We start from the raw sequence: 15,782 nt of genomic DNA on the forward strand, positions 1-15,782 counted from the left end.
CAAGGCTATTAAACTCAACTTCAACAAGTGCAACAGCATGGGAATTCCCAAAAGTTTCATTCGGTTTGCAAAGTAGGATCTCGCCTATGATGAGATATGGTAACAAAAATTGTGGATATTTCCTGGCTAAGAGGTTTTATCGACAAGTATGTAGAACATGCTTTATGATTTTATTTTTATTCTATATATCTAACTTCAGTCCCTTATTCAATCTTGTTGGTCTGTAGACAAATCCACCTTCCAAATCCCCTCTTCTCATTTCATAACTTGGAAGACAGCTATATCCAATTTCTTTTTGCCGCATTAACAGTTAAATACTTAAATTGTCACTTACCCTCCCGACACTATACAAATAGTGCGCATCCTTGTTCCTTGAATTCTTCAATTTTTATTAAGAGATCTTCTTCCGAACAACCCATAAAATCAGCCAAACATATCAAACACATCTTTTTTTTGGTCTTTAAGCCCAATAGCTTTTTATTTAGAGCTTCCACATCTTTAGAGAGCTCACTATTGCAATAAGTACAATTAATTTTCATCATTACTACCCACCACTGTAATTTCTGGAATATTTTTACCTAGAAATTCGGAATCAATGATACTTAATTGAGTTTTAATAACTCGGCGCATTTCCATAGCTGGATCTAAACAGTATTTTTTGAATTCTTCCTTGTTTACATCTTCAGTTCTACGGACATTTGGAAAGAGTAGTTTCATAAACGCAGAGCAAATTCGTTTGATGGCTTCAGTATCACGAGTATCTGCATTTTTGGGCAACACCAAGAGCTCATCTACTATCGCTCGGAAGATTAGCTCGCCACGCAAAATATGCATAATCTCACTGAAGTATTCCACGTTAAGTGCCCATCCATTAACCTTAAGGCTTTCCTTCATCCTTGGGATATCCCAACCTTTGATAAAGCCATGGAAACGATCTATTAATGCAGACTCATGAAATATATCTGGTAAGCTGACAAACATATTTGTGTTAGTGTTCATTAATCTAATATCAATATTGCCTAGAAGAACCAATCCAGAATCACCGTTACCTTTATAGTCACCAACACGATATTCGCCACTCTCAAGATAGCCTTTAAGCGCACCTTGCATTTCGCTCTTATCGGTAAATTTTATACTCTGGATTTCATCAAATGCGACATAATCATAGTGTGAAGCAAGTCCCATAGTGCGTTTATTCATATCATAAAACATTTTTGCTCGGGAAATGCTACCTCCACTAACAAGCCAGCCATATTTGCTAATCTGGGAAAACAAATAGGATTTTCCTGTTCCCTTTGGAGCCAGTTCAATTAAATTCACTCTCTTTTCGACGAATGGAAGAAGGCGGCTTAACATCGTTAGCTTTTGTGATACACTAACATAGCCTTCTGGATTGTAATCAATAGCGCTTAACAAAATGTCAATCCATTCTTCAATAGTGAACTGTTTACGGGCCTCACAATAATAGTCAATGTCAATTTGATAGGGACAAAACGGTGTGAAATCTATTAGCTTAATAATGCTTTGATTGCGTTTTTCTTCCGTTTCTTCGCAAAAAAGTTCAACTATCCCCCAAACCTCATTTGGAGCAAGCAAATATTCTTTGTTCTGCTCAATAACATCCCAATCAGCAACAGCTTCACCCTTTACCTTTGGAACTCCAAAGTCTGGGAGACTAAAGTATGCCGTTCTTGAAGAGGTATCAAAGTCTATTTTGATTTTTGCCAGGAATCTAACAGATTGATAATTACGCAACATTTCAAATTGTAGCTGTTTCCATTGATCTTTTTTAGGAATAGTTTTTCTTACATAAGCTGCTATTTCTTCTTTATTCACTTGGCCGCTTTCACCAGCAAAACGCATCACTAGCCAGTCACGCATAAATGACGGAAGGCTTAGTGCAGAAAAAAACTTACCATTATCGGGACTTTTAAAGACTAACATTTCTCCAAAGTATTGTTTTAGTTTTTGTTCTATATTTTGATTTACCATGAAAACCTCCATCATATATCAAACTTAGTACTTTTTTGCATGCCATGAATTACTTTATAGCCTATTTCTCCCACAATCCGATTATCCGAAATGATTCTAGCAGAATATTCAGTTTTGTTGTCAGTAATATGCTGTTCGAATGTATAAGTACCATTCGTAAAGCTACAGTTAATACGCTTATTATCTACGACTGCAACAACTTTCCTCAGTTTCTGATTTGCCTTAAAACGAACCATGACTTTTTTATCGATGGACATCTTTATGGTTGATGTTAATATGGTCAAAACAACAAACTGATTTTGGGTTCCTTTCTTGCTAACGCAAAAGACAGGAACAATCATTTCTTCTAGTGAAGCACCCCCGTGAATTTCACATACAGGGGCTCCTTTTTGTTTGAAACGATTATAGTTGGCAAATATCCAATAACTTTTATCGTCGGTATCATATCGTATACATCCCTGCGATGCAGAGTAGTCTCCTTCAGAATCAACACAGTATCTGCCATACTTGTATCTTTCAGCAGTTTCATTCGTGTCGAATGATTCGCCGCGGTATAAGACTGCCAGTCTGCTTGAACCATGATCCGAAGCAATCATTACCGTATCATACTCAGCTAATAACTCCTTTATTTTATGCTGTATCTCTAGAATATGGTCTAGCTCTTGGACGACGCTTTGTGGGTATATACAATTTGAATGCTTTAGGCTATCTAAATCATAGTATGGTGTTGCATGATTTTTACCTTTATAAAAATCATTGTTTCGTTCTGTTGTAGAAGGCAAGTTGCTATGGCCAAAATGTATATCAATATCATATACATTTTCGTCAAAACCACTTTTAAGCGCACTAACATATTCTGCTCCTAGAGCATCCACGAACAGAATGATTGTATTATCGGCATATTGCTGTTCGACAAGCGTATTTCTTGACGGTAGCCCCCAAAATTTTGTCCCATGTTCATTTGCTATCATATTTACCATATTAATAAAACTGTCATTACCTTTGTTCGTGATTTTACACCTGCGATAAGCCTTAAAGTATTCTTCTACATCAGTATCGTTAAATCCAATATTCTGAAGATAATAATAGGCCAGAGGATAAACTGATTCCAGGATATGTTCAGCTGCTTCAGTATCAGACACTTCGGAAAAGCATTTTATTATAGCTTGCTTTTCTTCCAGTGTTCTGTCTGTCAAACATCTCATACGATTCAGAGGATCTAATTCATCAAAAGCAGTCATCCTTGCATTTGTAACAGGCAATTTCATAGCATTTAATAAAACCTTACGTTCCTCATAAAACTCGCTAAAGCGTGGTTTATCCAGGAATTCTACAATACCAATAAAAATGATATTTTCAAAATCATGTACGGATTTGGAATTATTGGATGAAATTTTTAAATACTCTATTTTTGTTTGTAATCTGGCCCAAATCCATAACAACCATTGTTTAAGACTATCATACGTATTCCAGTTTTCAAACAAATTATCGTTGTACTTGGATGCTGAAAGCAATGTACACATTGTTAAATCCAGATTTTTCACTTTGCTATATTCAGAAGCCAATTTACTCCACTGTTCATCTGTTCCTAATTCCTTATTTAAGGTATTAGGCATTCCAAAATACTGGCGAAGCAAATCATATGCACTTACAATAACCATGACATTATCTGAGAAAACAATGTCTGAATAGTTTATAGCATTCATTGTACAAAGGATAATCGGCTTATCCGGGTTTTGTTCCCAATAGATCAAGTATTTTTTAAAACCATCAATTACATTTCCGTCAATCGAAAAATCAAAATTTTTTTGCACAATCGTAAGAGAGTAATCGTTTTCCGAACTTTCGTTGATATACGAAACAGTTTTTGTCTCATTAGGACTTAGTTCAAGATTGCTTAAAATATCTTTCATCCGATAGAGCAGAATATAAACTCTTAATTTTCCTTCGTGGTTATTCTCAAAGTTTGCATGTAAAATATCGTAAATCATCTTGTTTGCGATAGGGCGATTGATGCGGAGGTACTCAGAAAGTGGCGTTACCAAGGTAGAAGCATTAGTTAAGCGAATCTCTTTTCTCAATAAATTCATATTTGGAGCAATATCCTCATTTTGGCAAAAATCTGATAGTCTTATAAACTTTTTTGAATTGGTAGTCAGGAATGATTTTACTCGACCCCACATCTTCATTGTCTCCACATTAATAAAGCGTACCGGGTTGAAATCAGCTATTCTTGCATCCTTATTTAAAAAATCAACGAACAGAGGAAAGTCATCGAAAATTTGCATACTGTTCACCACCTCGACCTTTGAGGATATTAATGCCAACGAGCGGTTTATCCTCAATAAGCTCTACTAAAAACTTTTGTGCCTCATTGGCGGATAGGTTAGAAATCTTTTCTATCACCTTTTGCTTATATACGCTTTTATATTTTCTTTCTGCTAACTTCTTGACGCATTCTTCTGTAGCTTTTCTCTTGTTTACCCAACTATAGATATCTTCGCCAATAGCGAAAATAAATGCATCCTTAAGTTCATTTATATCATCGATGATATAAGCATATTCACCACAGAAATAAGCTCGAAATATTTGATTGTGCTGGTTAGAATAATTTATGACCTCTAGCGCATCTCCACTAATAAATGCAATCGCATCGTCTAATTCTACTTCAGATTGAGCATTTCTTGTACGGTTAAGAAGCTCGAATATTTTCGAAGCAGTTTGAAATGAGCCTTCAAACAAGCACAGTATGGGAATCCTATTCTGCTTAGACCATGCCGTTGGGGATGTACATCCTGCTTTGCTCTCCCAAAGCTCATAAAGCCGATTAATCTTTTTATTTTTACGAAAGACTTTAAGATTATTGTTCATACTCATAATAAACTCTTCTGCAGATTTGAAGAATGCTTTTTCATCTACTTGATTATAGAGATAGTCCTTCTCATCAGTAGAAATATCAACGATATGATTCTTCAATGAATCATAAAATACATCCAACTGGTTAGCAAAAAAAGCATTTAACGCATCTGTCTGCAAAAGAATCCGCTTAATTACATCTGCCTTATTAGTAACTGATTTATTCCGAATGGATTTAAGACTATTCAAGATTTCTTTTAATTCAGGGCGTGCTTCCAATAGTAGAGCATCTGGCAACTTAATGAGATTTAACTTTTTCTCAACAGCTTTATATGCATTATCTAAAGAAACCTGCTTCTCGGATAGAACAAGGTTTATAGTATCAATTAACACATAATCTTCCAAAAGATTGTCAATCTGCTGATTAGTATCACTAACATCCCAAAGATACGAGGAATCTGCACTCAACTTCTTATTTAATGCTGTTAGCAAATCATGACTTGGTATACCGAGACGTTTGATAACCTGGATCAATTCTGGTCTATAGACAGCAATATAATATTCCATACCGGTCTTTAGATTCTCGACACGAACAAGCGTTTCTAGCTTGGTATCTATTCCTGCATTTTGCTTGTACAGTGCATAAAGATCTTCAGCAACGTGAGTAATATCGCGACCAGCCATCCTTTTGGGAGAGATAAGCTCACAATACAACCGGATGGCATGAAGCAATTCACCAGTAATTTCTTCCTCATCCAAATCATTGGATATATAATGTTCCAGTGTCCAAAGCGGATACTCGTTATTTCGCAAGAAGATGTTAATATTTTTCACAATGTCTTGAATAGAATTCTGTTTGTCTTTTGCAATCTTAAACACATTGCCTGTAATGCGACAAAATTCAATATGTTCTGGCTTCTGCTTTACAATAAATTGACCATTTGCTTTCGGTTGTCCCTTTACAACTGAGAAAATCAAATCGCTCAAATCGGTATGATTAAGAGCAACAGTATTTGCTCCATCAAACTTATAATAAGTTCCATCGGCATATTCCTTAAGTAAAAATCCAAGTAGAAAAACAGCGCCTGTACAACTTAGTAACCCAAATGGTGGTTGTTGCAAAGCATTCCAAATATCTTTAATTGCAACCATACTGTTCTTGCGTAATGACATTTTGATAGTATCGGTTATGCATTTTTTCATTTTTGAAACCGTGTGGTTCGGTAACGAAGATACAAAATCGGGGTTATTCCAAATATTCTCATTTGTAAGTTTAGTTGATATCTGATTCAAATAACTATAGTTGGGCGGAATAGCCAGACGATTCATCGCCATCTGCGCCACGGTTTCTTTAAACCCTGAAGGCGCGAATATCTTATCATTTGTTGATATTTCTTCCAAACCGCAACCAAACCATAATGCATTAAACTCTTTTAGTTTCTTACGTAAATTGCTTCCACCTTGTACCTGATTAGGCTGCCCATTCGTTTGGGGGTAAATATCAAGACGTGTAACATTCAGTTTCTTTTTCCAATCAGAAATCTCATTTGCTGAATTCTGCTTTGCCAGCTTTCCCTGACTGCTATCTTCTCCATAGTAACGCTCCTCGGTTTTTGAAACTAAAAACTTTTCATACGCTACATCGTTAAATGGGGTAGATGAGAAATCTACTAAGACCACATTTCTGCCAGCATCGTTTAGAATTTTAGCAATAATGGTTTTGAACTTCGATTGTTCAACATCATTTAGGGCAAAGATGTAAAATGATGGGGTAAGATATGGGCCGATTTTCTTTGCTTCATCTAAGGCAGCTTTGTAGTTATTCGGCGTAATTACAAAAGTCTGGAAACGATAATTCAAAAAACCATCCGGCTTAAACAGTTCGGTCACATTATAAGTAGCATCTGACAATATTTTCTCAAAGGTGATTTGCTTTTTGACATCCTCCTTTATCTTATCAAAGCGTTCTTGGTCAATATTCCCGACCGGAGGAATGTAGAGGGTGTCGTTTCCTTCCTGAATGGTAGAAAAAAGGCCTTTGGAAACAAATTCAGCCATTGTACTAGCAACTAATGTCTCGACCGGAGTCCCTACAAAAGCAGTAGAGATGTTATTCATAGTTGCGCGGAGTAACACAGACTGTCCCTGTGCACGGCCTGTTCCACTCTTCTGCTGAATCGCTGAGAGCAAGAGAGCAACCTTCAATACTTTTTGCTTATATTCATTGCCTCCGCAAAGGGAGACAAAGTTATCATATTGAGCAATAGCCGACTTGAATGAAACATTCAAGTCAACATTATCATCTGTAAAAAAATAATCCCAGATATAATCAGATGTTAAATAATTCCATTCACCAATTTCGCTATTATGATTTTTTAGAAACCATCTAAAATTACATTTTTCTTTATCGCCGTCCTGATAATCACCACTAAGGAATTGGAACATCGTCCGTTGATTAGAACTAATCTCCTTCGAAATTATTTTCAGTAAATAGGCGGCATACGGATGCATTGGCAAAAGGCTTTTTAACTCTGCTTCATTCGCATCCCTAGAATGGTAAATAATGGTGTTTCTCGTTACCCTTTCCACTCGACCCCACAAATCATTAGACACCTTGTCCCATTCAATACTCAAGTCTAGGTCGCGCTTGATAGCTTGCCCCATCAGCTTAAAGGCCGTGGTTTCAGCCATATCTATAGGTCTAATTTTAAACCTGGCCTCAATGATTTTCTTTGCATTTTGATCATTAATAATCTGTGTTGCGCTATGTGTGATCAGGAAAAAGTAAAAATTAATGCGTGCTGCTGCATGAGCAATTTCTTGAAGTCCAGTGATATTGTTTTGATTGTTCTTGAAAAATTCAGTAAATTCATCCCAGATGAATACAATGGCGTACAACTTGTTTCCCTTTACTACATCTTCAATCCAATTAATAACATCATTATAAGAGGAAGACCAGTTATAATTCTCTAGTTCAGCTACTTCTACAATAGTCTCCAAAAGATCCACACTATCGACAATTCCAAGGTCCTCCAAGTCGCGTACTACACTTTCAACGTCTTGATACCCTTCAAATTTTCTCTTGTGTCTTTCAAATGCATTTGCAAAATTGAAAGTGGCTGACGGATCTTTTAAAGAACTCAAAATATTGTCGTACTGGCTCTTGCCGCCCCGATACGTATACCCACCTTTTGCTAATGCACCTTTAATAGACTCAATGATACAGTTAAACAACTTGTTGTCTCCAACCACACTTGACGAAGAACTGCGATGTACAACTAAGATATTACCTCGATTGCGTACACCAGCAATTCTGGCAAACAGTGCTTGCATGTTGTTTGATGAAAAGTATGTCTCTACATCATTTAAGCGGTCTTCTAATAAATGTTTAATTACAAAGGAAGCAAATGTTTTTCCTGTGCCATAAGCACCATGCATCCAAATTGGCAAATCCTTATTAACAATTCCTTTTTCCAAGGTGTCTATCAACTGCGCTATTATGGATTTAAAACTGTCATGAGGGTAGAAGGATTTCCATTTATTAGGGAATAGAGCGTCGCTATGCTCACTAAAAACAGGTATAAAATCAGCATCAACACTTATGAATTCATCGTATTTCCTTGCCATAACTGTTCCCCCTTAATATAATGAAACAACATCAAGTGATGTCTTTTCGCTTACCAAATAAACATCTTCCATCATGTCCTTGTTAAAGTTAACCCTGATAAAGTCACTATAATCTCTAGCTAGTCCTTCAATAATGTGGTTACAAGTATCCCGATCCAGATTATAAAGCTTAGCAGGGCTGATTCCTTCACGTTCTGCTTCATCAAACAAGTCCGATACCGTGAAGCTGTAGAAATGATCAGATCTCTCCGCAAACTTATAGAGGCTATAAAGGATGGCTAGGGGTTCTGGGTCAGACCATCCATGACGGGTGATCGATTTAACCGCCTTACCTTTTAGTTCGCATTCTCCTTGACCTAGAAGCCAACCGATTGGAGAAAATCTAAGCGTTTCTTTGAGAGAAGAAAGCGCATTACTTTTTGTTGTCGGGGAATATGTATCCCCAAGTAAAATAGCCAAGTCATCAGATCGATACGCTCTGAAAAATTCTGTATTTTTAACGTACCAATTAATAATTGGAGACTCATATGCTAAGTTAGTAAATATCGAAGCCCATGTATTAGAAGAACTGCTTCCAATCAATGACAGCTTTTCACCAAAAGATGTTAAAGCATTATTTTCTGTTATGCCGCTCTCTTTTAGCCAGGTTTTAAATCCGATGAGCATATATTTTCCCATTCGTTCATTGATCCAGAATTCATCTCTTAATTCAAAATATAGTTCTAACCATTCCTGTCTAAAGCCAAAATTTTGGTATCTGCTTATGTTTTTTATGCTCATATTATTTCCTCCCCCTGAAATACCTAATGATTTTGCAACTACGCAACCTTTTCGTAAGTCAAGGCACGATTCACAGTGCTTGCAGTTTTTGATAGATATATCATTATCAGTAATTTTTAGTGCATTAAACTGACATTCTACCATACAAGCTTTACAATTTACGCAGTAAGCGGCTTTATTAAGAGCATTTTTTAACAAATACATAAATCTAATTGAGGATTTTGTCTTCAATAACGGTTTTAATATCAAAGTTGTTGTTTTTCCATCTTCGATAGCTTCGAACTGCAAATTAACATCCTTATATTCTATTGAATATCTTTCGTTACCATATTCAATTAAGTCACCAATTGTTGGAAGCCACTTTTTCCAATTATAATTTGCGTTTCTTATAACAAACTTGTTACTTCCGTCTGAATTGATTTCAGTGATTTTATTTTCACCAATTGCAAGTTCCCTGCCACCAATTCTTGATTTCCATCCTCCATCTTGGAAATAACGATTTTTTTCGCTTTCTAATTTGAAATCTTTCTTTATCGTTTCATACAATACTTCCAATAATGGGGAAACCTCTTGAGGATACACATGATTTAATATACATTCATACCAGTTAGAAGCCATCGGACAAAGCTTACAACCTACACGTGTTGCTCCAACTTTGTATAATTGATTTATGAACAACTCATTTTCAAGCATATAAAGAAACAATTCAGAGGTATTCCATTCAAGGATTGGGCTACAGTTGAATTGTACGGCATGCTTTTTCCCCTCCGAAACCATAGAATATGAAGCGCGTGCATCGCTTTCCTCAGCTCGTATTCCATCAAAAACCATTACTTTAAAATTAGCGTTTCCTTTGGTTTGAAAAGATAATATTTCTTTAACCTTTAGTATGGATGGAGCAGTTTTGTGAACACTACAGCACCAACGCAAATTACGTGCTGGATGTCCAATTTTCCTCCAAGATTCAGTGGCATCAAAATCCGCTTTTGCTACATGCCAACTTAATGTATCCCATTTGTTTTTTGCTAGTTCAACTGCTTTATAAGTTTCAGTGAGTTCCATGGAAGTATCACCAAACACGACAATAAAACCATCGTGAGGTAACGCACGTTGAACCAAATCTAGAACTGCGATAGAGTCTTTTCCACCACTAAATGCAAGATAGAATAGATCTACTTTTCTAAAGTACGTCTTATACGTTTCATAGATAAACCGAAGAGTCTTCTGAACTAGCCCTGCCATCAGCACCTTATTTTTCTCAACCATAGCTTGAACGTCTACTTGTCTGATTTCAATGTCATTTACATAGCCTTTTAATGTGGGTAATTCATAAAGACCCCCACCAACTGCTTCGCCGATACAATTCCCAAGATAAATGTATCTTCTTCCCTCTGCCCACATTAAAGGTGTATCAACATCCGGAAGCTTCCAACCAAACTGCTGGTCAAATCCTAATAATTTTAATTCGTCTTTGAATACAGGACGTACTTCTTTGATAACACCAGTTACTTTTGTATCCAGCAAATATCCTCCTGTATCTACATCCCAGGTGTAGTTATACATACCACATCGTCCTTATTTTATCGTATTTATTGCTGCCATATGTGCTGATTCTTCCATAATATCACTTCGTTGTGCGCCAATTTATAGCAAGTAGGACATAGTGGAATTCTATATGTGTATATAGTCCTAATACTGGATCTATATTGCCCTACGGGTATAGCGTAATGAACTACTATCAATTCCGCTGCATGAATGCCATAAATATTTCCTAAAACCTGACGGTATATTGCTCAAAATAATGTATTTTCTATTGATAAGAGAAGTTTTCATTTTGTTCAATAATTTTGTTCTTTGCTTCCAACCGTAGATAGATTATCATCAACGGGTTTCCACTAATATAATCGTTAGTTAGTAAATATGCTTCTAGTGTCTTCAGTCAATAAGGTTCACCATCGCTCATCAACACTTCCAATAGCTCCTACCTCTTTAAAAAACGAAACTTGCAATTTAGAAGACTTATACAATCGATAGTTTTTTTACCTTAGAATCTAATCGAGTAATTGATTCAGATCGTTGTTATGCCTATCGTATTACGAAAATCAGGACTATCTTAATTCTGGGAAAGAAGGAATTTTTTTAAGTTAAAACTTAAATCTTCAATATATAATTGCTAAATCTCGATAAAGCTCTGTGTTTTTAAATAGGTTTCATAACAATTTGAGCCTCGTCTAATATCAATAAGGCATATGCATAATTACACCGACCTAATTTATGAGAATTTCTCCATACTCATCTAGCTGAACAATTTTCCCATTAGTCAGGCACTTAGGTAAATCGCCAATTATTAATCCTTCGCTTTGTAGCCAGTTCAAAGCATCCTCTATAGATATAAACGGCTCTTTATTATGTTCTGATCTTAATACGCTCCTTAATAGCTCTTCATAGTTTTCTACATTCAATTCCGGATCAACAAAAATTGCATTCATTTCATAAGGATTAGTCGTTGGGATATCAATAATTTGAATGACCTCTGGGAAATACTTTTCTACAATACTTCGCAAGAGGAATGCGTTCCACGAAAAACCAATATTTGGATAAAATATATAATTATTGATATTGCACGCGACAATATATCCTTTTCCAAAAATACCCTCCAAGAGTATATTTCCAATTTCGTTTAATGTCTCTTCCATAACTTCAAATCGTTCAAGCAAGTTACTATCTGTACGCAAAAATTCATCATTCAATTGCTGAATTAACCCACGTACTGTCAAATATTTCAATTGGTTTTCAACGCATTTCTCCAATAATTCAGAGACGGTTAGTTTTTCATAATCCTGCAAATGTTTCTTGATCACCGATAAATTTGTCACTTCATCTGCGCCTAGTTTCGCAATATACGGTCTTGAGAAAGTGAATTCTCCTTCAAACATGTACTTTAGTATTCCAAATAATTTACTGTGAGTCGAGATATCATTTCTCATAAGAAATTCAGTATGCGTTTCCCACAATTTTCCTAACAATTTACGCGAGGATATTGGTAGATTTTCGACCTCAAGCTCGATTATCGTTCTAATAGAATAGTCCTCATTCTGTAGATCAAGCATATCTGAATGCATATAATTTCCATTATCTAGAGAAATAATTTCCTTAATTCCGTACACTTTCATAGAAAACATTATATCAGTGATCCCTAAAAACTCTGAGAAGATTTCTTTTCTATGGACTTCACCTCTGTCTCTTATAAAAGCCTCAATTTCACCACCAAAATCTGCTTCTTTTTCTTTGGAAACTAAATTTTTAGTAAAATAATATTTTCCTTTTAAATAATAGTTCAATACACCTTGTAGGTAATATCGGTTGCTAATATTTGAAGAAAGCAACAGTTCTTCTTTAAATGTCTCAAATAACTCATTAAAAGAGAACGTCGTCCGTTCGCTGTTGGTAATATAATAATCTATCTTTTGTACTAGATCATCCGAGATCTTAATGTATGAAGGGTGAATATACATGCCACGTCCGCATAGTACAGATATATCTGCGAGACGCGCACTAAAAGCCCGAGAATTGTCGGGCAAATTTATATCTCCAAATATTTCTCTTACTTTTTCTATAAAACGATTGGCCTCTAAATCGTCATACAGTTTTATACCAGCAGGGTAATAATCTTTTAAGATTAGCTCATATATTGAAGAAAATGTAAGTCTTCCACGATGATATATCTTGCAGCTTTTTTGGTATCTTTGTTTAAATTCCACTTGCAGGATTTCAAAAGGAATTCCGGACTTGTCAGATGCAGCGGAAAGGATAGAATCTACCTTAGTGACAAAAATAATTTTCGGGAGATCGACAATAGTATGCATTCTCATATCTATATCATGATATCCAATATCCTTCAAGTAAAAGAATTCTCTATCTGAGTCATACGCAACCTGATCGCTAACTTCTCGCCTTTGCATTATGTAAGCAAATAAATCCGCATCGGTAGAATTACCCATATAGTTTGTAAGTTCTTGAATTGTCAAAACGGTATTCCCATCTCGATCCGCACATATAAACATTAGTGGATCAATACCCATTTCCAATAAATTCGCTACCAAGGTGTTAATTGCTTTCTTTTCGATTTGGCGAACACGTTCTCTTGTCAAGCTGATCTCAATTGCAATAGACTCCAACGTTAATCCTAAGCACCGCTTGTAAAGGATAGAAAGCGGTTTTTGATATTTCGAGGTCATTTGCTCTAACGTAGAAGCCAACATCTGTTTTAAATCCGAATGCAACAATTTTAGTAATGTAAACATAGCAGTCCTACTATTTCGCTTTTTGCATACTTCTCTGAATATATTTTTCAGATCTGAAACTTTTAGCTGTGTCTTGAAAAATGGAGATAATGCTTTTTTTGCCTTATTAGCTTCAAATAATACAAAAGCTTTAATATAATTGCTTAACTGATAGTTTAATCTGTAGTGAGGAATAGATTTATAAACTTCAAGAAGTTTTCTTTGTTCTTCATAAAATGAATTATATTCTTCTAAGGACAAAATAAGTGAATTGAAACTTCTCGGATTATTATATGCCTCTAAAGAAATTTCACACCCAATGGTATCAACTGCTTTCGTAAGATTATTAACTATTTCCTGCTCTTCCAAGGATAACTTTTCAGACATAATCCAATCAGTTTCACCCATTAAAATAGTTTCAACAATATTTCTACATTCAGCTGACAGAAAAGTAGTTATACCTTCATTACAGTATTCATATTCATTATCTGAATAGGCATTTATGACATTATTTTTCAATTCATCAATTATTGCATAGATTTCACGTGTGCTTTTTTTGCCTAAATTTTTAATAAGTGGTATTTTATCCCGATCCACTTTTAGTAATTGCGAAATAGTTCCAATGCCGTCATTAATGAGTGCATTTGTAGACCTAACTGAAAGATTCAAAGAATAAATACTATCGTCCGAAGACATTTGATCATACGCAGGATAGTTACTCTCTAAATCTGTTCGTGAAGATATTATCGGTTTCTCTACTGTATGCACAGAAAATTCTGCCCCAGATTTTATAGTTTTGACATCTGAATCCTCGTATCCTTCATCGATAGTTTTGGAATTATCATTTTTGCCCCCACTAAGGAGATTGAAATTACCATTTGTCAGTTCGTTATCGTAAAGGTTTATTCGTTCATAAATCGAGGAAGATGGAGTAGTATCATTTTAGTTAAGTCAGAAAACTCGTAATTCTGGTAAGAATAGGAAAAACGAAAGAAGGTAAATCCAGATGCGAGAATACGACAAAGACTTCAAACAAGAGGCCATCAAGTTGTCTTACGAATTAGGGACGACGGCTGCCTCAGAGAAACTGGGGATTCCAGTAACAACGCTATACTCATGGAAAAATCAATCAAAACGGTATGGAGAAGTAAGTTTTGTTGGCAGCGGACATAAACGTATTGACCCAAAAACAGCTGAAACCAAAGCAATGGAAAAGAAGATTAAAGACCTTGAAGCCGCCAATGATATTCTAAAAAGGGCCTTAGGTTTTTTCGCAGAGAGCCAAAAGAAATAGCTGCACGAGAGCTTTTTCATTGGATGTGGTTTCACAAAACTAAAGAGAAAACCAAGCACAGCATAAAAACCATGTGCAGAGTATTACTGGTTAGTGAAGCCGGATATTATAAGTGGTTAAAAAGGCAGTCCAAGCCTTACAAATACGAAGAACTTTTGGCTAAGATCCTTCAAATTCGTGCGGACAACCCGGACTATGGAGCATACAGGATTTATCTCCATTTAAAACTTTATCAAGGCTATACCGGTAGCTATTATGTAATCCTTAAGCTCTGTAAAATCAACCATCTTATGCTCAAGAAGAAACATCACTGTAGAGGAATAACCAAAGCAGATCTAGCCGCTCAAGCCAGTGCCAATCTCATCAAACAAGACTTTTCTGCAGTATCACCCAATCAAAAATGGCTTGGAGATGTCACAGAAATCCCAACGGCTGACGGAAAGCTTTATTTAGCCGCCGTATTGGATTGTTTCGATGGAAGTATCGTGGGATTTAAAATGGCAAATCACATGAGAGCCGAGCTATGTGTCGAAGCCTTTACCTCGGGTGTTAAGAGGTATCAAGCCTATGGGATGGTCTTTCATTCGGACAGGGGTAGTCAATACACAAGCGGGATCTACCGTCAAGCACTCGCCCAGCATGGTGCGAAACAGAGTATGAGCAGTACTGGTAAATGTTATGACAATGCCAGAATGGAGTCCTTTTTTGCCACATTAAAGAAAGAAAGCATCTATAAATTCAGAACCGAAACAATGAGTATGGAAAAGATTAAAAGCATAGTGTTTAGATTTATAGAAACCTATTACAATCGGAAACGAATTTACACTCCAAACGGAGGTTATCCGCCCCTAGTAATGCGTTCACAGTATTATCGAGAGCGTTTACCCCAAGCGGTGTAACAGTTAAGAGGCTTCGCCTCTTGAGTTTATCGCTTTTTGGTTCTCCTAAGG

At 36.0% G+C, this 15,782-nt stretch carries 7 protein-coding genes; 2 read left to right on the top strand and 5 right to left on the bottom strand.

Annotation, left to right across the window (positions count from 1 at the left end; translation table 11 throughout):
- Window positions 1-528: 528 nt before the first annotated feature.
- The 5 genes from brxL to ACYQ3Q_RS22965 all read right to left on the bottom strand — a co-directional run bounded on the left by brxL (window position 529) and on the right by ACYQ3Q_RS22965 (window position 14,306).
- Window positions 529-1,992, bottom strand: a complete 1,464-nt coding sequence (gene brxL / locus ACYQ3Q_RS22945; RefSeq protein ID WP_459930783.1) for a BREX system Lon protease-like protein BrxL — start codon at window positions 1,990-1,992, stop codon at window positions 529-531.
- A gap of 11 nt (window positions 1,993-2,003) precedes the next feature.
- Window positions 2,004-4,280, bottom strand: a complete 2,277-nt coding sequence (gene pglZ, locus ACYQ3Q_RS22950; protein ID WP_459930784.1) for a BREX-4 system phosphatase PglZ — start codon at window positions 4,278-4,280, stop codon at window positions 2,004-2,006.
- Window positions 4,264-8,475, bottom strand: a complete 4,212-nt coding sequence (locus ACYQ3Q_RS22955; protein ID WP_459930785.1) for a hypothetical protein — start codon at window positions 8,473-8,475, stop codon at window positions 4,264-4,266. The genes pglZ and ACYQ3Q_RS22955 overlap by 17 nt, the downstream gene beginning before the upstream one ends.
- Before the next feature lie 12 nt (window positions 8,476-8,487).
- A complete protein-coding gene (locus ACYQ3Q_RS22960; protein WP_459930786.1) occupies window positions 8,488-10,818 on the bottom strand; it encodes a phosphoadenosine phosphosulfate reductase domain-containing protein in 2,331 nt (776 codons plus the stop codon).
- A 704-nt stretch (window positions 10,819-11,522) separates the two neighbouring features.
- Window positions 11,523-14,306, bottom strand: coding sequence for a DNA-directed RNA polymerase subunit alpha C-terminal domain-containing protein (locus ACYQ3Q_RS22965; protein ID WP_459930787.1), 2,784 nt, complete (start codon window positions 14,304-14,306; stop codon window positions 11,523-11,525).
- Between the two features lie 238 nt (window positions 14,307-14,544).
- Here ACYQ3Q_RS22965 and ACYQ3Q_RS22970 point away from each other — a divergent pair, with 238 nt between their 5' ends.
- A complete protein-coding gene (locus ACYQ3Q_RS22970) occupies window positions 14,545-14,832 on the top strand; it encodes a transposase (protein WP_459927235.1) in 288 nt (95 codons plus the stop codon).
- Between the two features lie 23 nt (window positions 14,833-14,855).
- On the top strand, window positions 14,856-15,731 hold the full coding sequence (locus ACYQ3Q_RS22975) for an IS3 family transposase (RefSeq protein ID WP_459927236.1): 876 nt from the start codon (window positions 14,856-14,858) through the stop codon (window positions 15,729-15,731).
- Window positions 15,732-15,782: the final 51 nt, after the last annotated feature.

The organism is Desulfosporosinus burensis (genome assembly GCF_054657535.1).

What these genes read in the sequence shown, in the direction of transcription:
- brxL (WP_459930783.1), bottom strand. Translation starts at nt 1,992, where the DNA reads ATGGTAAATCAAAATATAGAACAAAAACTAAAACAATACTTTGGAGAA.
- pglZ (WP_459930784.1), bottom strand. Translation starts at nt 4,280, where the DNA reads ATGCAAATTTTCGATGACTTTCCTCTGTTCGTTGATTTTTTAAATAAG.
- ACYQ3Q_RS22955 (WP_459930785.1), bottom strand. Translation starts at nt 8,475, where the DNA reads ATGGCAAGGAAATACGATGAATTCATAAGTGTTGATGCTGATTTTATA.
- ACYQ3Q_RS22960 (WP_459930786.1), bottom strand. Translation starts at nt 10,818, where the DNA reads ATGTATAACTACACCTGGGATGTAGATACAGGAGGATATTTGCTGGAT.
- ACYQ3Q_RS22970 (WP_459927235.1), top strand. Translation starts at nt 14,545, where the DNA reads ATGCGAGAATACGACAAAGACTTCAAACAAGAGGCCATCAAGTTGTCT.
- ACYQ3Q_RS22975 (WP_459927236.1), top strand. Translation starts at nt 14,856, where the DNA reads ATGTGGTTTCACAAAACTAAAGAGAAAACCAAGCACAGCATAAAAACC.